Source organism: Pseudomonas sp. LFS074 (assembly GCF_047978165.1).
GTDB lineage: Bacteria > Pseudomonadota > Gammaproteobacteria > Pseudomonadales > Pseudomonadaceae > Aquipseudomonas > Aquipseudomonas putida_P.
Genome location: NZ_JBFPFV010000001.1, coordinates 2,952,147 through 2,969,270, shown reverse-complemented (window position 1 = coordinate 2,969,270; position 17,124 = coordinate 2,952,147). Strand labels below are relative to the sequence as shown.

Annotated in this window: 19 protein-coding genes and 3 pseudogenes; 8 read left to right on the top strand and 14 right to left on the bottom strand. The window is 55.6% G+C overall.

Features of this window, described 5'->3' with window-relative positions; all coding sequences use genetic code 11:
- The first annotated feature begins 156 nt into the window (after nucleotides 1–156).
- Together ACNQP3_RS13590 and ACNQP3_RS13585 are read left to right on the top strand one after the other, a co-directional pair.
- Nucleotides 157–951 carry an OBAP family protein gene (locus ACNQP3_RS13590; RefSeq protein ID WP_264317205.1) on the top strand — a complete coding sequence of 265 codons (795 nt, stop codon included), beginning with the start codon at nucleotides 157–159 and terminating at the stop codon, nucleotides 949–951.
- Nucleotides 952–1,321: 370 nt separating this feature from the next.
- Nucleotides 1,322–1,681 (top strand): hypothetical protein, encoded by a 360-nt coding sequence (locus tag ACNQP3_RS13585; protein WP_264317204.1) that lies wholly within the window; start codon nucleotides 1,322–1,324, stop codon nucleotides 1,679–1,681.
- A gap of 258 nt (nucleotides 1,682–1,939) precedes the next feature.
- Here ACNQP3_RS13585 and ACNQP3_RS13580 read toward each other — a convergent pair whose 3' ends face one another.
- Together ACNQP3_RS13580 and ACNQP3_RS13575 are read right to left on the bottom strand one after the other, a co-directional pair.
- The gene (locus ACNQP3_RS13580) at nucleotides 1,940–2,230 is read right to left on the bottom strand and encodes a hypothetical protein (protein WP_264317203.1); all 291 of its coding nucleotides are present in this window, start codon (nucleotides 2,228–2,230) and stop codon (nucleotides 1,940–1,942) included.
- Entirely contained in the window at nucleotides 2,227–2,772 is a 546-nt protein-coding gene (locus tag ACNQP3_RS13575) for a GNAT family N-acetyltransferase (RefSeq protein ID WP_264317202.1), read from the bottom strand. The genes ACNQP3_RS13580 and ACNQP3_RS13575 overlap by 4 nt, the downstream gene beginning before the upstream one ends.
- An 82-nt stretch (nucleotides 2,773–2,854) precedes the next feature.
- Between ACNQP3_RS13575 and ACNQP3_RS13570 the strand changes: the two genes are divergently transcribed.
- Nucleotides 2,855–3,367 carry a nuclear transport factor 2 family protein gene (locus ACNQP3_RS13570; RefSeq protein ID WP_264317201.1) on the top strand — a complete coding sequence of 171 codons (513 nt, stop codon included), beginning with the start codon at nucleotides 2,855–2,857 and terminating at the stop codon, nucleotides 3,365–3,367.
- A gap of 222 nt (nucleotides 3,368–3,589) precedes the next feature.
- On the opposite strand, the pseudogene ACNQP3_RS13565 reads toward ACNQP3_RS13570, so the two are convergent.
- Both ACNQP3_RS13565 and ACNQP3_RS13560 read right to left on the bottom strand, forming a co-directional pair.
- Nucleotides 3,590–3,798, bottom strand: a pseudogene (locus ACNQP3_RS13565) (hypothetical protein).
- Nucleotides 3,799–3,860: 62 nt separating this feature from the next.
- A complete protein-coding gene (locus tag ACNQP3_RS13560) occupies nucleotides 3,861–4,091 on the bottom strand; it encodes a hypothetical protein (protein ID WP_264317200.1) in 231 nt (76 codons plus the stop codon).
- 680 nt (nucleotides 4,092–4,771) lie between these two features.
- Between ACNQP3_RS13560 and ACNQP3_RS13555 the strand changes: the two genes are divergently transcribed.
- A complete protein-coding gene (locus ACNQP3_RS13555) occupies nucleotides 4,772–5,110 on the top strand; it encodes a stress-induced protein (protein WP_264317199.1) in 339 nt (112 codons plus the stop codon).
- An 89-nt stretch (nucleotides 5,111–5,199) separates the two neighbouring features.
- Here the strand turns inward: ACNQP3_RS13555 and ACNQP3_RS13550 are convergent, their stop codons facing one another.
- Both ACNQP3_RS13550 and ACNQP3_RS13545 read right to left on the bottom strand, forming a co-directional pair.
- Entirely contained in the window at nucleotides 5,200–5,472 is a 273-nt protein-coding gene (locus tag ACNQP3_RS13550) for a PepSY domain-containing protein (protein ID WP_264317198.1), read from the bottom strand.
- 81 nt (nucleotides 5,473–5,553) lie between these two features.
- Nucleotides 5,554–5,964, bottom strand: a complete 411-nt coding sequence (locus ACNQP3_RS13545; protein WP_264317197.1) for an NUDIX domain-containing protein — start codon at nucleotides 5,962–5,964, stop codon at nucleotides 5,554–5,556.
- Between the two features lie 490 nt (nucleotides 5,965–6,454).
- Between ACNQP3_RS13545 and ACNQP3_RS13540 the strand changes: the two genes are divergently transcribed.
- Complete coding sequence (locus tag ACNQP3_RS13540) at nucleotides 6,455–6,682, top strand: hypothetical protein (RefSeq protein WP_264317196.1); 228 nt, start codon at nucleotides 6,455–6,457, stop codon at nucleotides 6,680–6,682.
- A gap of 253 nt (nucleotides 6,683–6,935) precedes the next feature.
- Here ACNQP3_RS13540 and ACNQP3_RS13535 read toward each other — a convergent pair whose 3' ends face one another.
- Together ACNQP3_RS13535 and ACNQP3_RS13530 are read right to left on the bottom strand one after the other, a co-directional pair.
- Nucleotides 6,936–8,111 carry an MFS transporter gene (locus tag ACNQP3_RS13535; RefSeq protein ID WP_264317195.1) on the bottom strand — a complete coding sequence of 392 codons (1,176 nt, stop codon included), beginning with the start codon at nucleotides 8,109–8,111 and terminating at the stop codon, nucleotides 6,936–6,938.
- A gap of 80 nt (nucleotides 8,112–8,191) precedes the next feature.
- A complete protein-coding gene (locus ACNQP3_RS13530) occupies nucleotides 8,192–9,220 on the bottom strand; it encodes an alpha/beta hydrolase (protein WP_264317194.1) in 1,029 nt (342 codons plus the stop codon).
- A 222-nt stretch (nucleotides 9,221–9,442) separates the two neighbouring features.
- Here ACNQP3_RS13530 and ACNQP3_RS13525 point away from each other — a divergent pair, with 222 nt between their 5' ends.
- On the top strand, nucleotides 9,443–10,390 hold the full coding sequence (locus ACNQP3_RS13525) for an AraC family transcriptional regulator (protein WP_264317296.1): 948 nt from the start codon (nucleotides 9,443–9,445) through the stop codon (nucleotides 10,388–10,390).
- Between the two features lie 496 nt (nucleotides 10,391–10,886).
- On the opposite strand, the gene ACNQP3_RS13520 is transcribed toward ACNQP3_RS13525, so the two are convergent.
- From ACNQP3_RS13520 to ACNQP3_RS13505, 4 genes and pseudogenes are all read right to left on the bottom strand, one after another.
- Nucleotides 10,887–11,177, bottom strand: a complete 291-nt coding sequence (locus ACNQP3_RS13520; RefSeq protein ID WP_264317295.1) for a hypothetical protein — start codon at nucleotides 11,175–11,177, stop codon at nucleotides 10,887–10,889.
- Nucleotides 11,178–11,454: 277 nt separating this feature from the next.
- Nucleotides 11,455–11,712, bottom strand: coding sequence for a hypothetical protein (locus tag ACNQP3_RS13515; RefSeq protein ID WP_264317318.1), 258 nt, complete (start codon nucleotides 11,710–11,712; stop codon nucleotides 11,455–11,457).
- A gap of 69 nt (nucleotides 11,713–11,781) precedes the next feature.
- Nucleotides 11,782–12,081 (bottom strand): annotated as a pseudogene (locus tag ACNQP3_RS13510) (aldehyde dehydrogenase family protein); the annotation flags it as partial.
- Nucleotides 12,082–12,594: 513 nt separating this feature from the next.
- Nucleotides 12,595–14,142 (bottom strand): sensor histidine kinase, encoded by a 1,548-nt coding sequence (locus ACNQP3_RS13505; protein WP_264317193.1) that lies wholly within the window; start codon nucleotides 14,140–14,142, stop codon nucleotides 12,595–12,597.
- Nucleotides 14,143–14,325: 183 nt separating this feature from the next.
- Between ACNQP3_RS13505 and ACNQP3_RS13500 the strand changes: the two genes are divergently transcribed.
- Nucleotides 14,326–14,706 carry a response regulator gene (locus ACNQP3_RS13500; RefSeq protein ID WP_264317192.1) on the top strand — a complete coding sequence of 127 codons (381 nt, stop codon included), beginning with the start codon at nucleotides 14,326–14,328 and terminating at the stop codon, nucleotides 14,704–14,706.
- Between the two features lie 15 nt (nucleotides 14,707–14,721).
- Here the strand turns inward: ACNQP3_RS13500 and ACNQP3_RS13495 are convergent, their stop codons facing one another.
- The gene (locus ACNQP3_RS13495; RefSeq protein WP_264317191.1) at nucleotides 14,722–16,056 is read right to left on the bottom strand and encodes a cation:proton antiporter; all 1,335 of its coding nucleotides are present in this window, start codon (nucleotides 16,054–16,056) and stop codon (nucleotides 14,722–14,724) included.
- A 165-nt stretch (nucleotides 16,057–16,221) separates the two neighbouring features.
- Between ACNQP3_RS13495 and ACNQP3_RS13490 the strand changes: the two are divergent.
- A pseudogene (locus ACNQP3_RS13490) lies at nucleotides 16,222–16,638 on the top strand (low affinity iron permease family protein).
- On the opposite strand, the gene ACNQP3_RS13485 reads toward ACNQP3_RS13490, so the two are convergent.
- On the bottom strand, nucleotides 16,635–17,072 hold the full coding sequence (locus tag ACNQP3_RS13485) for a response regulator (RefSeq protein ID WP_264317190.1): 438 nt from the start codon (nucleotides 17,070–17,072) through the stop codon (nucleotides 16,635–16,637). The pseudogene ACNQP3_RS13490 and the gene ACNQP3_RS13485 sit on opposite strands and share 4 nt — an antisense overlap.
- Nucleotides 17,073–17,124 lie beyond the last annotated feature (52 nt).

Below are 17,124 nucleotides of genomic sequence, written 5' to 3'. Positions count from 1 at the left end.
GTTAGCTATCCCTACGTGTGATACAAGCTCCCTTGCCCGTCTAGCAGCGGGCTTTCTTTTGCCCGCAATTCCTCTTCGAACCCGGCCATTCGTCCTGTGGGTTGTCCGCTTCTAAGACCTAGGTTGTCCTCTAGGAACAATACTAGAGGTGCGCTCATGCGACAGTTGATTCAGTCGATATCCCTTCCCCTCGCCTGCACCCTACTGGGGGCTTGCTCCGCTCCCGAAACAAAGTCGCCTGTAGAGTCACCCGGCAGACCTATATCAGCCACAACCCAGCTGCTGGAAGCCGGTGCAGCGGCACTACAGTCCAAGCCGCCCATTGAGGCCATCAACGTCTACCTAGATGGCTTTCATTTCTATAATGGGCATCCCGGTGTGCAGATGGAGGCGCATCACTACTGTTCAATCCTGAATGAGGATGTTATCCAGTGCGTGATCTTCGACGGCAACACAAAGGGCGCGAAGGTCATGGGCGTGGAATACATCATCAACGAGAAGCTTTTTGCCGGGTTACCAGCCAAAGAGAAGGCGATGTGGCATAGCCATGTCTACGAGGTCTCTTCTGGGCAACTGATCGCCCCAGGCATTCCTGCACCAGCTGAACATGCTCTGATGGAGCGACTTGCGCATACATATGGAAAGACATGGCATACCTGGCACACCGACCAGGACAAAGCGCTGCCTGTGGGTGTGCCGCAGTTGATGATGGGCTTTACCGCAGATGGGCAGGTTGATGCTGCAATGGTTGAGCAGCGCAATCGACGCTTGGGCGTTGATGCGACAAGAATCAAAGCTCAGCGGGCCGACATTCGTATTCCTGCAGCTGATCCTCAGGCGGATGGATGGGAGTACGGCAACGTCATCCAAATCACCGATCCAACCGGCGCGCATCTGCACCGCCCCGTTACATCCACGCCGGCGAATACCAACAGCCGTTCCAGTAGATAGCGGAGGTCGGAAGCAGATCTCCCACTGGGCGTGCCCCAGCGGGGGGACGGGTGTCGTAAACCGCACCCTGGCGCTGCCAGGGGAACGGCCCTACCGGGCTTCCATCCTCACGCCTCTGCCCATCCATGGGCTGCGCGCTCCGCTTGCATTAGGTGATGCAAATGGCTGCTGATACAGCAAGAGTAAGCTCGTCATGCAAAATAAGCTTGCCTCGCTGGCGGTCGGTGTTGACAGCTAGCATTCGGGTCGAATGCGGTCAGCCGCGACTGTCCGCTACCGACCCATTGCGGACATTCAGATAGAAGCCCCAGCCATCTAGGTATAGGCTTTGCGCTTCTGAAATGGATTTCCAGGTGAGGGCAAGTAGCTTATGGCAAGTTCCGAAATTCACGAGCGGTTGAACAACCGTCGATTCACCGTAGCCAACAACTCCCAAGGGCTCTCTGGTACTGGAACGATATTTCACTATTTCGTCGACGGTGGGGCCATCACCGGCACATACCACGGCGGCCGGATCCGCTTGGGCAGTCAAGTGGGGCGGGTGACCGGCAGCAACACAATCGAGCTTCTTTATCACTGCCTTACCACTGAGGATGAGATCCTTGCTGGCTGGTCGCGGGGTGAGATTGGCCAAGACGATCTCGGACGCACGACGCTTCATTTTGTTTGGGGATGGTTATCCGGTGCGACGGGTGAGGGCGAGTCTAGTTACGTTGAGCTTCTCGACTAGCTTATCTATCGCAGAAGCAGTGATTCTCCCCTGCAATGGGTCGAAAGCAGCCGGTTCGACTGACCACGATTGACCCAGACGGAACATTGAAGGGACGTCAAACAGTCAAATCCTTGATCATTTTTAGAACCTCATAACTACCTGTGGCGGATGTGCGAACAAATCTGTCGCAAACACGGAAACCACAACCCAGATAGCATTTGATGGCACGCATATTGGTTGACCGTACGTTTAGCGTTACTGCCAGCAGGCAGTGGTCTACGCCAGTTGATCAAGCGCAAGCTGCATGGCTCGTCGTCCGATCCCTTGCCCCATCAGAGCGGTGTCGCCCAGCAGCACGCCAAGGCTGGCATGGGTTGGATGGTCGCAGGACTCTACCCAGATCGTGCCGATGTCTCGCCCATCGACAACGATAACTTGCCAGAGCAATGCCTTTCGACTGGGTTGTGTTCGTGCCATGTAGTGCAAAGCACGCGCTCCAATTGCCCAGCGCTCCAGCGCCGCTTGATCGGCCAGAGTGAATGCACGCAGAGCGACCTGTTTCGTCATGAATCGAGCATCAAGCCATAGCGGGTAAGCGAGAGGGGTTCACAATTTTCTTCAAAGATGCGTTGGCTTCCTGCCTGCGCTGAAAAACCATGCTTGCAGTAAAAGCGTGTGGCTCGCTCGTTGCCGTCGAGCACCCACGCACAAACCTGTTGATAGCCATGGCCCATCAATGCCTGCCGGGCCTCTGCCCAAAGAGCCGTGCCAATACCACGTGCCCAGCATAATGGGTCGAGGTAGATTGCCATCAGTTCAGCAGTGCCGTTGGGAGCATCCTGGTCACGGCTAGGGCCGAACGAAACCCACCCAATCACTTGCCCATCCAATTCGGCCACGCGAATTGAGGGGCTGCCAGACTCGATTGCCTGCTTCAGGAACACCACACGGCGTTCCACACTGGTGTCTAAGGCGCTCAGGTATCGTTTCGACAGCAGCCCTACGTAGGCGCTTTGCCAACTGCGGATGTGAAGGATGGCTATGGCAGCGGCATCGTCACTGACAGGCTTGCGGACAAGGAGCTTGGGTAACAAGCTGATGCTATCCATGAGATAAGACCTAAAAGGGTACGCCGTAGACATGCTGCATGCGCCATGCCAGTTGGCGAGTTACGATCAACTGGCGCTTGTAATGGCTAATCAGCAGATTTGCCCTGCTCCGCAGCCGCGCAAACTGTTTCGGCAGTGTTTCCAGACCAACAGTAACGGTTTGGTTCCATCCAGCCATGCCTATCGGGGGGATTATGTTTCACACGAGAAGGTCAACAACATGAGTGTTTCGAAGGCATGGCTGGAGTCAGCCATTCACGCGCTGGAAGTACGTCTGCTTGAGCGCAAAACTCGTCTTGATCGCGACATACTGAACAGCTTGCTGGCTCCAGATTTTGTAGAATTTGGCGCGAATGGTGTCGTTTGGAACCGAGCACAGATCATCGACGCCTTGCTGGAACAAGACTTTGTCCAGCGTCAGATCTACGATTTTCAGATACGCATCCTCTCCGAAACAGTGGTGCTGAGCACCTATCGATGCGCTGTTCTTGATCCGAGCGGCGGTAGCGAGTCTTTGAGAAGCTCGATATGGCGCCAAGTAGGATGCGATTGGCAATTGGCGTTCCACCAAGGAACGGCGAGGGCAAGAGAATAATAAATAGCGCCAGCAGTTGGATGGCCGCTATGGGTCGTTAGCGGTCAATCGTGAATTACTGCTTGCGCCTCTTAGCCATGTGGGCGATTGGTCGTAACGATTGCAAGTGGCTGGCCACGTCGAATGCAAACGGCTGGTAAGCATCGATAAAAATCACTGGTCACGTACATGGCAAATTTCCACACCTTGCATGCAGGGTATCGGCCTGATGCAGGCCGCCTGTTAATGACCTTTCTCTGTGGGCCCGCCTAGGGCGTGCAACTGGTAGTCGGTGAACGCCTGGAAGCGATGCTCGGCCATCAGCTTGAGCCGCTTCAGCTCCGCTCCGACTACCCCTTTCGCCTGGGCTTGGTGGTACAGCTTGAGTGCTTCCACGGCCTCGGTGTACAGGGGTGGTCAGGCATGAGTACCTTGCTCAGATCTCTTTTCACGATCTCTTCCTTTCGCCATTGCTATCCCACACGACGCCATCCCACCCGGGCGTGTATTTAGCCTACCACTGCGGATCAGCTTGGACGGAGTGGGCGTACATCAATGCTTCGTCCGCGAGCTCCAGCATATCGGCCAAGGTTCCTGAGTCTACGGCATGCGTATCACGTAGCGCATATGCGTGATGCAGAAGCTCCCTGTGATGTTTCTTAGGTGCGAGGAGCAGGGCCTCGGTGTCGTTGAGCAGCTGCCGCCACTCTTGGATCGACATTACGGGCAGATTGGTGCCTGTCATGGCGGCATTCTCTATAACTGTATGGGAATACAGTATTCGAAGGATCCCCGGCTGCATAGGTAGTGCGGACGAAACGCGCCTGCGATGAGAGTCACAGTTGGCCGAAATTGAGCAGGGCTTGCCGAGCATCCCTCAAAGCCTGGTTTCGGCTTACACATCCTGGGCTCACGCAAGCGGTTTGCGATAGACCTCGCCCGATATTATTCATGCCCTTTTCACATACGGTGTGGGAATGTTAGCTATCCCTACGTGTGATAGAAGCTCCTTTGCCCGCCCCCAGCGGGCTTTCTTTTGGATACTGTTCCACGATCAATTGGGAAGTTGTCGGCCCTACCCTCTCAGCCTGGGAAATCCAATCAAGTTGGCGTTTCAAGCCTGAATAGCAGCGGAAGCTTGATCGCCACCTTGACGTGCCCCTCTGGGGACGGCTGTCGTGAACCGCACCCTGCCGTTGGCAGGGTACGGCCCGGTCGGGCTTCCATCCTCACGCCTCTGGCCATCCTGGCCGGCGCGCTCCGCTTGCGGGGCGTATTGCAACGACCTTTATCGTGCAAGACGTTACCATTTACGACCTTTCGCGCCCCCGGTCAGCCAGTACGAAAGTATTGGGAGCGGGATGCTGTTGCTCGGTATCTCAAGGAAACACAGGCTCCCTGTGTGAACCTTCGAGGTAAGTGATCATGGCAAACGATCCAGACAAGACCGGTCAACAAGGCGGCACCGATCAGAACAATCCTGGTGGCTTCGAGAATGACCCACACCCGCCATCTGAGCCCGGTCAAACGGGCGGACAGACGTGGGAAGGCGAATCCGACCCTCAACGAGAAGTCCCTCAAGGTGATCAAGACTTAGGCGGTGGATACCAAAGCGATCACCAGGGCGCAGCTGGTGCAGCTCATCAGGGTGGGATGGGAGGCCATACCACGGGGCCCAAATCGGACAATGGGCAAAGCGAAATTGATGAAGCTTCGCAAGCGGTACAGGATGAAGACAGTGGCATGACTGAGGACAACCGATAACGTTGTTCAGGGCCAAAGAGAATGGACTGCTAGCAGAAAAAAGCCCGCGCTCCACGCGCGGGCCGCCCAGAGAGCAATACCCGCCCTGATCAGTTATCCAGTTCGTCTTTGATGATTTTGCCGTCGTGCGGATCTACCTGGAATTCGTACTGCTTGCCGTCAGCCTTGATGCCCTCACCTTCCCAATGACCATCGTCAGCTTCGATTTTGGTGATCTGGGTGTAGCCTGCCCCTTTCAGGGCTGCCTCGGCCTGATCCTTATTCACCTTCCAGTCAGCTCCGGGCGTATCAGCCCAAGCGGAAGAAGCCCCCATAGCACCAACCAATGCCAGGCCAGTGAACACTCGAGTCATCGCTTTCATCGCTAACATCCTTTTTCATGACAGTTAACGATCCGACCCAAACGCTGATCTTGACGTTCAGTTTGTGTTGAAAGCCCACACTCATTCCAGTCGCCCATCATGGTAAACGAGCTCCTGCAGGTCTCGTGAAAGCAAAGCAGCGGCTGTGGGCTTCAGCATGGTTGAACTCAAGTCCTCCCAACAAATCCACTTACAATCAACGATGCCTCTGCCAAGCGCGACGCAGCAACCGTCGGGTACGTCAGTCGTAAAAATATGGTGGAGAACGTTGCCTACCTCGACAGTGCCCACAGCGTTCAAGCTTGTGCGATGAAGCGCTAGCCCCTTCCAAAGCTCACGGGCAGCGGCGACGATTGGCGCTTCACCGGTCGCGAGCACGCCGCTTGGAAACTTCCATTTAGCACCCTTCCTGCGGACTAGCAGAACCTTGTCATTTCGTGAGCAGATGATCGTGGCCTTAGCTCTGACCGGGCGATGCTTGGTGACGCTCATGAGGGATCGCACCTGGAGAATGGGCGACATCCTAAACGCGAAAGTGATCATCCATGATCTGATGATCCATCGCTGAATACGGAGTTCCGAACTGGCAGCTTTCCTGGTGAAGAAGCATGGAGTCACCGAATTCCCAGCGGCCATATGAGCATGCGTGAGTCAAAGAAGGCATGTATTGGAATGTCCCGAAATGATTGAAAACGCCGCTCTAGACGAAACGGACTAAGCTCGCTTGAAGGAGAGGTGATCAGGAGGCAAGGATGCGACATCGATGAGCAGTATTTTGGGCATGGGCAGATCCAGCTCTGGGGATACCCAGTTGTTCATCGGGATCTATGAGCGCTCAGGCTTGGTCAGGATTGAGGAAGCCTATGCAAAGCGCCCTGGTGAATCGGTAATTCGAGCCATGGCGTGGGGTGCTGGCCGGGGTCGTGCGCTGGCTCTATACACCTTGGAGCCAAAGCAGCACATGGGGTAGGAGGACAAGACAATGGTTGATCAGCTGGCCCAGTTGGACGCTAAGATCGCGTTCCTAGATCATGTAGCTGCCGAACTGGAGCGCCAAGTTGGGCCTAGCCCTGTCACTCGCACTCTGGTCATCGCCTGGCTGACTGAGTGGCTGAAGCAGTCGGGCGGATTGAAACCCGATTTACGACACCTGCCTCAGTCTCTCAAAGCGGCTTACGCCGCCTGGGCTCATCAAGCCGTGGATCGCTGAAAGTTAATTGCTACCCACGGCGTCCTGCAAAACACTGCAGCAAGCCGCTGCCTTGGCTGCCCACGCTCGGTTGAGCGGCATCTTACACGGCCTCCCGTCCAGGCCAAGGCACGGGTCATCAAAATGAGCTGATGACAGCATGAAGACTGTGCCAGCCACTGGGGCAAAAAGCACAGCAGCGGCTTCAAAAGTTTAGGAAATCAATGCTGGTTGCGACGGATAGATTAAACCGACTGCCGCTGGCAACTACAGGCTATCTTCGACTTGTCATCACACTCAGAGCGGTTGCGATGAGCAAGAACACGCCACTGGCAATGAAGGTAGCCTGATACCCCATCCTGTCGTAAAGCACCCCGCCTACCGTCGCACCAACAGTGATTGCCAATTGAATCACCGCGACCATCAATCCACCTCCGGCTTCGGCATTGTGCGGCAGTGCTCTGGCCAACCAAGTGAACCAGCCCACAGGCGCACAAGTCGCGACCAGACCCCATAGGCCCAGCACTGCGGCGACTGGAACGACCCAGCTACCAATCGCGATAACGGCGAACGCGATGGCGGTCATGCTCAAAGGTATTCCCACCAAAACCTTGTTCAGACTATGACTAACGAGAGAGCCGGCTAACATGGTGCCTACCAATCCTGCGGCACCGATGATCAAGAGCAAGAGCGAAAGCGTAGGCACATCGACATGCGTGACCGTCTCCAGGAAAGGCCGCAGATACGTGAAGAGTGTGAACTGCCCCATGAAGAGAAACGCAACTGCGGCCATGCCGAGGGCGACCTTGCTGTCCCCAAGCAAGCGTAATGAGCCGGTGGCCGATACTTGAGTCCGCTCATTCGGCATTGCCGGCAGAGTAAAAGTTTGCCAGATCAACGCTAGTGCAGCCAAAGGCACCACGCAAAAGAATGCCCCTCTCCAGCCAATGGTGCCGCCTAGGTAGCTTCCAACCGGCGCTGCGATTGCCGTAGCTAACGCGGTACCGCCCTGCATCACAGCAATCGCCTTCGGAACGAGCGCCTCGGGCGCAATGCGCATCACCACTGCGGTGGACATCGACCAGTATCCGCCAATGGCGATTCCAAGTATGGCTCGCCCTACCATCAACGTCAGGTAGTTCGGAGCAAACGCCACCATCCCACCGGATACCAGCATGAGCGCCGTTGTGGCCAGCAGCACAGGCTTGCGGTCGATCCCCTGGGTCACGCTGGCCAGCCACAGGCTGGTAATGACAGCAAAGAAACCCGAGATGGAAATGGCCTGCCCGGCTTGGCCTTCCGTCAATGACAAGTCCGATGCAATCGGCGTGAGCAAACTCACCGGCAGAAACTCTGAGGCCACTAAAGCGAAGGCGCAGAGCGCCATCGCCAGGACAGCGCTCCAGACCTGACGGTGTGAGTGTTGAAGGGGTATTGCTGGGCTGCTCATGGCGGTTCTCGATGTACCAATTTCAAAAGACACGGCTGCCGAGGCCCAGCGAGAAGAGCTGGGCCTGGTGACTGCAGTAGTTACTTGAGGTTTTCGTGGAAGAACGAGGCCAGCTTGCTGAAAGGGATCAAGCCAACACGGTCGTAGAGATCGACATGGCCAGCACCCGGTACGATCACAAGCTCCTTGGGTTCACCGGCAAGGCGATAGGCCTCTTCGCTGAATTCACGGGAATGAGCGTTTTCCCCCGCAATGAACAGCATAGGGCGTGGCGAGATCGTCTCGATGTCATTGAACGGATAGAAGTTCATGAACCTGACATTGCTGGTCAGAGTAGGATGCGTCGTCAGAAGTGGCGATAGCCCTTCGGGGGTGAACTCACCCCGTGGTGTGCGGTAGAAGTCGTAGAATTCCCGTTCGATAGCGTTGGAGTTCTCGGTCAGTTGGTCGACCGTCCCACTGGTGTACTTGATATCCCCACCCGCAAATTCGACATCACGCCGGGCTGTTGCTTCGGCGATAAGCTTCTTGCGCTGCTCGACAGAGACGCTATGTTTGAGGCCGTTGCGATTGGCCGCGCCCATGTCGTACATGCTGACCGTGGCAATCGCTTTCATGCGTGGGTCGATCTTCGCCGCACTGATGGCAAAACTGCCGCTGCCGCAGATACCCAGCACGCCAATACGGTTGCGATCAACGAAACCCTGGGCGCTAAGATAGTCGACCGCCGCACTGAAATCTTCGGCATAAATGTCCGGCGATACCAGGTTACGCGGACGCCCATCGCTCTCGCCCCAGAACGACAGATCAATGGCCAAGGTGACGAAGCCCTGCTCTGCCAGCTTCTGGGCGTAAAGATTCGCGCTCTGTTCCTTCACGGCCCCCATCGGGTGACCGATGATGATGGCGGGGTAACGGGTATCGCGGCTCAGGTTCTTGGGGGTAAACAGGTTACCCACCGTATTCATCTGAAACTGGTTCTTGAAGGAAACCCGTTCGAGTGAAACCTGTTCACTCTTGTAGAAATTGTTGGCCCCATGGGACATGTCGGCGGCTCCCGCAGTAAGTGAACTGGCCATCAAGGCAAACGCAACGAACAAGGACTTCATGCATGGCTTCCTGTCTGCTCGAAATGGAAGTGGCACGAGAGGCCGTCGCTGCTGAACAGTCCCGCCCCCTCGTCTGCCACCCATCTTCCTCGCGTAAACCGATCAATCAGTAGAGCAAACGGGTAGTTTTCTTGCCTGATTGTCCAGCCCCTGCTCACTGGGCATGGACAACTGAACTGACCTGGAAGTAGTGTTTTGCCATACGTGATCGGAACCCTCGCGATGGCCATTAGCGCACCCCCCCCTTCAAGCACGAACCCACTGGCCAACCTATGCAGGGTCATCGGCGCCCTCGCGCCAACTGCTGGCGACTTCGCGACGAGCGTTGCAGACCTGAGCGTCTACCGGCGTAACGCCCCAGCCCCACCGATCACCTGCATTATCGAGCCGAGCATCGTGCTGGTCGTACAGGGCGCTAAGGAAATGGTCATCGGCAGCGACGTTTTCCCCTACGATACGACTCGCTTCCTGGTCACTTCGCTGAACATCCCTGCCCACTCAGCGGTGACCATGGCCAGCGATGCAGCGCCCTGTCTCGGCTTGGTGTTCAAGCTAGACCTGCGCACACTGGCGGAGCTGATCGCCCAGGATGGCCGCCTTCCCCTGAATGGCCAGGCCTTCCACACCAGCGCCGGCGTGGGCAAGCTGAGCCCGAAATTGTTCGAGAGCTTCGCCCGTCTCATCCATCTGCTTGAGGAGCCGGATGCGATACCCGTGCTCTGGCCGCTGATTCAGCGAGAGATCCATTATCGGTTGCTGTTGAGTGACCAGGCTCCCTTGCTGCGCCATATCGCCTCGGTGGGCAGCAAAGGTCATCGAATTGCCAAGGCTATCGACTGGATGAAGCTGAACTACGCCGCACCTCTGCGCGTGGACGAGCTGGCCTCTCGGGTACAGATGGGGCTCTCGACCTTTCATCAGCATTTCCGTCAGCTCACCGCCATGAGTCCGCTGCAGTACCAGAAATGGCTAAGGTTGAACGAGGCGAAACGGTTGATGCTCAACGAGCATCTGGATGCTGCCACCGCTGCCTTCAAGGTCGGCTATGAAAGCCCCTCGCAGTTCAGCCGCGAATACGGGCGCCAGTTCGGTACGCCGCCAAAACGCGATATCGCAGAATTACGCCTGGGTGCGGAAAGATCAAACGCACCAATGCCGAGTATGCCCTGAGCTCTCAACGTTGAGGAAAGAGCCAGCTCCGTTGTATCAGCTTTACCTCAATCCCAGTGCATCTAGAGCCGCCCTGCCTACACCATTCCCACCTAGAGGAGCTACATGATGGGGCCAGGCTCGATATGCAGATTCGGCATCCCTGTACTGGGGCATGCAATTGTTCATAGCGATCTATGGACTGCCAGGGGTGGCTAGCGTGGGAAGCCTATGTAATAACGGCCCAGCGGAATGCTGATTCGAGCCATCGATTGAGGTGCCAGACCAGTTAGGACAATGGCTGATCAGTTAGCCGAACTGGAGCGCCAGGTTGGGCCCTGCCCTGTCATTAGCACTCTGGTCATCGCCTGTCTGACTGATTGGGTGAAGCAGTCGGGCGGATTGAAACCCGATTTACCTCACCTTCCTCAGTCTCTCACAGCGGCTTACGCCGCCTGGACTCATCAAGCCTTGGATTGCTGACAGTTAATGCTACCCAATGCTTCCAGCAGTCTGGTCAAGCAAACCGCTGATTAGGCTGATGACGCTCGGTGGCAAGACACCTGGCGCGTCCTACACCCCACGCTAAGGCACGCGTCATGGACTCTCCAGGGCGCGTATCAAAGGCTTCCTCATGAAGTGCCATGCCGGTGCCGGCATACACGCCTATGAACATCTGGGTGTTGCCTGTGCGCGACAGGCGCACTTGGATATCCATCGTCGTGCCATCATCCAGCGTCTCATCATGAGTGCGATGATGAAGCGTTGGATCTGCCCATTTCCAGAAAATGTCACCGCGAATCCGCATGCCGCCCTCCTGCGACTTTAGTCTTATATATGGGGTGTCTGTACCATAGCGCAGCGAAGCGGAAGCAACAGCACCGCCGAGCGGATAATGGCTCATCAATATGACGAGATGTGACGCAGGAGGGATTTCGATTACTTCAGCAGAACTCGGGATAACCAAGAATTTTGAAGGCCCTCAAAAGATTGGTTCTTAGCGCCGACTTGCACCAGTTCCCCATAGTCATGAATGCACCATGGGATTTAAGCCTGGCTGTATCTAGCACCACTTGTCGACCCCGTTACTTCATCACAAACCTGCGCTTGCCTCCCGGAGCCTGGCTATGGCCCTCAGCGGTAGGCAAAACAAATTCTAAATCCCCCGCTTGGCTGTACACGCCGATCTGCAGGAGGCGCAGCGCCTCTTGAGCGTCTGGCAGGATGCGCCGAGCGAGATTTCGATCTTTCATTGAGCATGCATCATTTTCGATGACAAGGCAGGCAGCCACGAGTACCTCGGCTATGAGCTGCTCTGCTTGATCTTTGTTTTGATGCTGCATGATATCTCCTTGGAACCACGAAGACGGCACTGAGCGTGGAACAGTGCTTGTGCCCCTGTACTTACTGTCTGACGGTTTGTAACCACCTACCGGCATCGCGCAAGCGACTCGCCACAGGCATTGATCCAGCCAGCCTCAAGCTGATGATCGCACGATGTGCCCGGGCAACGTCTTTCGGAACCACGCCAGCAGCTAAGCCGTACTCGCTAACATTGGCTCGGCGGAAGACCTGATCTTCGGTTTTATAGGTCAGGATGCTCATGACCAGGCCGAAGATCTCCTCGCGCATGATGGTCATGTCGTCACTGCAACCGTAAACACGGTAGGTGTCACGAATGCTCCTTCGCCCACATCGCCATCCTCCAGGCGCTGCTGCGGGCAGCCAACGGGTGACATCCCGAGTCAGTATCATTGCCATGGCCATGGCCATGGCCAATGCCAAGGTTCTGGCTGATTTACCTAAAGAACGACTCGCCTATCTGCAATCAGCTTCTATGGAGGTTGAGCATTAATTGGCGAGCTAAGCACTTTATAGAGCCTGTGAGCCTGGACGAGACAGTCTCAGGAAGATAGCAAAATAGGCAACAAGGGTTTGCCTCTCGCTCGCAGCCGCCCACCGATTAACATCAGCATCAATGAAGCAGCCGTTAGGGCAAGGCTCATTCCGAGCATTTGAGCAAAGCGGTCATGTGATCCCAAAACCACAGCAACCACCATGGCTAACGATCCGAAAAGCCCAGCACACCCCAAAGCAGTAATAAGCCATCCCAAGGTTCGCATTCCCGACTCCTCAATGTTGATTTTCGAGATCAATTCGACTTGATACGAGACCATGCGCATTTGGCAAAGTGCCATCAGCGCGTAGGTGCGCCCCTCTCGCGTCTAGAGCTTAAAGCGGACATGGATGCAGCTTTTACTATCTTGGCGATCAACCACTACTGCCGCGCTGCCGTAACCGGAATAGCTTTTGACCAATCGCATGCCAAGCCCCGTTCCTGTCGGCTTAGGGTAATGATCAGGAAAGCCGTCGCCCTCATCCCTGACGGTGAGCTGAGCATGATCGCCGGCATGCTTGACGATCACGTCTATGGAGCCTTTGCCGTACTTAAGGGAGTTGGTGATCAACTCGGAGATCACTAACCCCAAGGGAGCCATTCTTTCAGGTGGCAGGACGAAGTCGTCAGCCTCCAACAGAATTTGTCGGTCGGCCAAAGCCTTGCCCAGATCACCCAACAGGGCACTCAGGTAATCGCGAGCGCGTACCTCTTGGTCTTCGGCGGCCTGGTATAGTCTCTCGTGAACACTGGCAATGGTCACCACTCGCCCTGCGGCAGTTTCGAGCTGCAACTTAACAGCCGCATCTGGCGTGAGATTGGCTTGAAGTAACAGCAGGGTGTTTACAAGGTGGAGGCTATTTTTGACGCGATGATGGATTTCTTCGAGATAAAGGTCGCTTCGATTTTGCCTGCTGTTCTGCGCCTCAATGAGAGAGAGCAGCTGAGCTTCGTACTGGTGCCGTTCAGTGATATCCCGTGATACCGCTATGATCCGTTCGACCTGGCCATCCGTGCCCATGATTGGCGCCACAGTCACATCCCACCATTTGGGTTCATCGGGAGCGATTGGGCAGTACGATTCGAACCTCATGGTTTCGCCAGCGCTAACTTTAGTTACCGCCTCCCAAACAAGTGATCGCGACTCCTCAGGCCACAAGTCATACCATCGCTGACCTTTAACGCTGGTCAGTTGTGTATCCAGGAATGTCAGCCCGGCTTCATTCATGAACTCGATCTCGCCGCTCGGGGCCAGGATATCCACCCAGTCAGGGCTTGCGTTCAGAATGGTTTCGGAATAAGGGTCGGGAACTGGAACATCCACTCCTGCAGATATTCTTTCGACAGCCATGGAAATGACGTTCGAGATGCCTTCCAGAAATACCAGATCGCTCTCTACAAAATCGTCCCCGTTGCTGCTGTCGGCTTCCAGTACACCAAACGGGCTGAGCACACCCCGTATCGGGACATTGATGGCCCGCTCTATTCCATATTTTTTCAGCAGCTCCGGCGTTCGAAAGCGATTTTCCATACCCAAATGATTCGAGAGTACAGGCCTGTAGGTGGCCAAAGCATAGCCTGCGGGACTAGCCACATCGCCGCCCACGGTTGCTCGCCCGATGTCAGAAGCATCCCAGCCAACGCCGTGGGTCAGAACAAACCCTTCCCCTTCCTCTGTTGGCTGGAGCACCTTGGAAAAACGAGTGTTCATCCCTTCAGCGACTACTTCACATGCACGGGTCAGCAACAGATCCAAGTCCGCAGCCTTCAGGGACATCACGCCAAACTCGACCACGAGCTCATGTTGGCGGTGCAAGCGCGCATGAGTCTTCTTCAAGGCCGCTCGGATTGTTTCGTCCACTGGTAGCTGCTGCATAGTCTTCCCTTCCGGATTAACGGGAAACGCCCAGAATCCTTTCAGGGGGTACAGGCGGTTCGCTTAACGTTTTCCTACCATAGCCGCTAATCCATGACGGCGCCTAGCGCACCACTCATCGCCCCGGAGCAACGGCTTTGAGGCCCAGAGCCCTAATGCATATGACCCGCGAGCAAACCCTACATGCCGAAAACCATCCTCATTGTGGAAGACGACGACCTCCTAAGAGACCTAACTGCCGAGAGCCTCTCGTCACTCTACGCCGTTGCTATGACGTGCTGCGCAAATGCTGACGAGGCGTTGCATTACCTTTGCAATAAGGAAGTCCCTAGCTTAGTGATGACCGATATCCATATGCCTGGAAGCATGGACGGTTTAGGCCTTGCACACGAGATTTGGCGTCGATGGCCTACCCTGCCAGTGATTCTGACTTCGGGCGACGCAGTAATCGACACCGGTTTGCTGCCTGCTCGGACAGCATTTCTCCCCAAACCTTGGGAGATTTCTGATCTCGCCTCGCTGATCAACAAATTAGTAACGCTCCCGCCACAAGTAGAAGCTTGATCCAAAGAACACTGCCTACCCCTTCCATGCTTCGTATTTGGCTAGCAGCGGTTGAACGCTCAATCCATGTAGCAGAATGCTCAACGCCACCACCGACAAAACCAAGCTAATGCTCTGTGCGGCGAAGGTGGGAAGCAGCCCATGATTGAGGGTATAGAACAAGTAATAGAAGCTGCCGATACCTCGGATGCCAAACCAACCCAAAAGCCCGCGCTGACGAATATCCAGCATTTCCCGAGCCGGGAAAAGCAGAATGCTGACGGGCCGAATGACAAAGAACAAAGCGCCGGCAACCGGCACTGCCCGCCAGTCCCAATGTTCAATGAGCACTACCCCGAGCATGGTGACAAGAAACACTTCCAGTGCCCGCTCGATCAAGCTACCGAATGCCAACATGTCTCCCAACATTATCCCCGCTGCCACCTGTGAGTCATCGAGCCCTTCCACATCACCTTTGACGGCCAGCTCCGGCGCGACATGCTGGTGTCCTACTACAGGCTGTACTAGATGCTCGGCAGCTGGATCCTCGGGGCTATTTGAGGTGTGAACCTCCGCCTGGCGCAAACCGAGGCCCGCAGCGAACACCGCGAGAAACCCATAGGCCTGAATAGTCTCGGCGCTCACATAAGCCAGCGCGATAAGGGCAAGGGCGAGATAGTCGTTGGGTGACACGGTGCTGTCGTCGTTGCGCAAACGCAAGAAAAGCGTGAACTTGCCCAAGCCACGCCCCATCCAGTAGCCCAACAGCAGACCTGCAGAGACTGCCCACAGCATGTCCTTGATGAGCCAGTTAGAGAACCAGGCTTGTCCGGTATCCTGTTGCAGGAACAGGCCGAGGATGACGAAGGGAAAAGCCACTCCATCGTTAAGCCCTGCCTCACCGGACAGGCTGAAACGGACAGGATCATCGTCTTGAGCATCAACCACCTGTACCAGGGTTGCCAGCACAGGGTCTGTGGGTGCGAGGATAGCTCCAATCAGAACTGATACTCCCCACCCCAGGCTCAGGCCGTAATGCAGCACCATCGCTACCCCACCAATGCAGAGCAACATGACCGGCCCCGCCAGATAGAAAGCGCTCAACCAGCTGCGATTGTGCCAGGGCAATCGCAACTTCAAGCCACTGAAGAACAGCGAAAACAAGACCGCGACTTCGGTGAGGTGCTCCATCCAGCCACTCGACGTGCTCAAGTCCAGCTGTAGCAAACCCAGGCCCGATGTTCCCAGAGCCATACCTAAGCCAAGGCACACAACGGACGTTGTAACTGGAATCCAGCGCAGGTACGAGGATGAAAGCGAGAGCAGCAGGAGCACTGCACCCAGCATGGCGAACCAGACGATGAAGGTCATCTGCGCAGAAGCCTTGGGAGAATTTTCGACTACTTTTTGACTTTCTGGCTTAAGACGTCGTTCCGCTGCACTTACTACGTTCGTCCATCATCACGGCGAAATGTAAAAAAAGATTTCAGCGCTCCTCTGCTGTCAAATCCGATAGGTCGCATTGGAGTTATCGTCATGAAATTCGCCCAGTTCTGCCAATTACTCGCTAACCACGCCGATAAACCGAGTACCTTCTTGATTGCCGTGGTACTGATTGCCTCATAGGCTGCATCCGGGCCCTGGTTTCACTACAACGACACCTGGCAATTCATCGTTAATACGTCGACCACCATCATCACATTCCTGATGGTTTTTCTGATCCAGAACACCCAGAACCGGGACAACGACATCATCCACGTCAAGCTCGACGAGCTTATCCGTGCTACGAAATCAGCAGAGCATTCGGTGCTCGATCTTGAAGCGCTCGACAACCGAGCAATCCATAAACTTCGCAAGGAATACCAGGCAATGGGCAGCCACTGCGAGACGCCCCACCAAATGTCTAGCGAGCAGCGGGCGGATGATGCAGCTCGAGACAACTTGCAGCGCTAGAGAGCGTTATGGCCGGGCGATGCGGGCAGAGCTGGAGGAACATTTGCAGAGCTGAGCGCGTGGTTAATAGCTTCAGCGAGCTCGTCAATTGACCAGGGTTTGAACAGGTAAGTGACAGGTGGGGTGACCTGCGATGGATCAAGCTGGTAACCAGAGGTCAGGATGGCGGGCAGCCCAGGCCACCTTTCGTGGGCCATGGAGATGAACTCCATGCCTTTTATACTTCCAGGAACACCGTGATCGACAACGATCAACGAACAGTCGCTCTTGAGCCCCATCAAGTGAATCAAGGCGTCTTCGGCGTTATCGAACGCATCGCAGGCAGCGCCCAACTCGATCAGGATATCCATCAGCAGGGTTTGAAGCGTTGGATCATCTTCCACGACAACTACTGTCTTCCCTGACAGCGACAAACCTTCGATGTCGAGCTTCATCACCCTCTCCAGTCCATAGTTGAATAATCGAGTGTTTCACTCATCTGTCCAC

What these genes read in the sequence shown, in the direction of transcription:
- ACNQP3_RS13535 (WP_264317195.1), bottom strand. Translation starts at nt 8,111, where the DNA reads ATGAGCAGCCCAGCAATACCCCTTCAACACTCACACCGTCAGGTCTGG.
- ACNQP3_RS13495 (WP_264317191.1), bottom strand. Translation starts at nt 16,056, where the DNA reads ATGACCTTCATCGTCTGGTTCGCCATGCTGGGTGCAGTGCTCCTGCTG.
- ACNQP3_RS13585 (WP_264317204.1), top strand. Translation starts at nt 1,322, where the DNA reads ATGGCAAGTTCCGAAATTCACGAGCGGTTGAACAACCGTCGATTCACC.
- ACNQP3_RS13550 (WP_264317198.1), bottom strand. Translation starts at nt 5,472, where the DNA reads ATGAAAGCGATGACTCGAGTGTTCACTGGCCTGGCATTGGTTGGTGCT.
- ACNQP3_RS13580 (WP_264317203.1), bottom strand. Translation starts at nt 2,230, where the DNA reads ATGACGAAACAGGTCGCTCTGCGTGCATTCACTCTGGCCGATCAAGCG.
- ACNQP3_RS13525 (WP_264317296.1), top strand. Translation starts at nt 9,443, where the DNA reads ATGGCCATTAGCGCACCCCCCCCTTCAAGCACGAACCCACTGGCCAAC.
- ACNQP3_RS13505 (WP_264317193.1), bottom strand. Translation starts at nt 14,142, where the DNA reads ATGCAGCAGCTACCAGTGGACGAAACAATCCGAGCGGCCTTGAAGAAG.
- ACNQP3_RS13575 (WP_264317202.1), bottom strand. Translation starts at nt 2,772, where the DNA reads ATGGATAGCATCAGCTTGTTACCCAAGCTCCTTGTCCGCAAGCCTGTC.
- ACNQP3_RS13520 (WP_264317295.1), bottom strand. Translation starts at nt 11,177, where the DNA reads ATGCGGATTCGCGGTGACATTTTCTGGAAATGGGCAGATCCAACGCTT.
- ACNQP3_RS13555 (WP_264317199.1), top strand. Translation starts at nt 4,772, where the DNA reads ATGGCAAACGATCCAGACAAGACCGGTCAACAAGGCGGCACCGATCAG.
- ACNQP3_RS13530 (WP_264317194.1), bottom strand. Translation starts at nt 9,220, where the DNA reads ATGAAGTCCTTGTTCGTTGCGTTTGCCTTGATGGCCAGTTCACTTACT.
- ACNQP3_RS13515 (WP_264317318.1), bottom strand. Translation starts at nt 11,712, where the DNA reads ATGCAGCATCAAAACAAAGATCAAGCAGAGCAGCTCATAGCCGAGGTA.
- ACNQP3_RS13485 (WP_264317190.1), bottom strand. Translation starts at nt 17,072, where the DNA reads ATGAAGCTCGACATCGAAGGTTTGTCGCTGTCAGGGAAGACAGTAGTT.
- ACNQP3_RS13500 (WP_264317192.1), top strand. Translation starts at nt 14,326, where the DNA reads ATGCCGAAAACCATCCTCATTGTGGAAGACGACGACCTCCTAAGAGAC.
- ACNQP3_RS13590 (WP_264317205.1), top strand. Translation starts at nt 157, where the DNA reads ATGCGACAGTTGATTCAGTCGATATCCCTTCCCCTCGCCTGCACCCTA.
- ACNQP3_RS13540 (WP_264317196.1), top strand. Translation starts at nt 6,455, where the DNA reads ATGGTTGATCAGCTGGCCCAGTTGGACGCTAAGATCGCGTTCCTAGAT.
- ACNQP3_RS13560 (WP_264317200.1), bottom strand. Translation starts at nt 4,091, where the DNA reads ATGACAGGCACCAATCTGCCCGTAATGTCGATCCAAGAGTGGCGGCAG.
- ACNQP3_RS13570 (WP_264317201.1), top strand. Translation starts at nt 2,855, where the DNA reads ATGGCTAATCAGCAGATTTGCCCTGCTCCGCAGCCGCGCAAACTGTTT.
- ACNQP3_RS13545 (WP_264317197.1), bottom strand. Translation starts at nt 5,964, where the DNA reads ATGAGCGTCACCAAGCATCGCCCGGTCAGAGCTAAGGCCACGATCATC.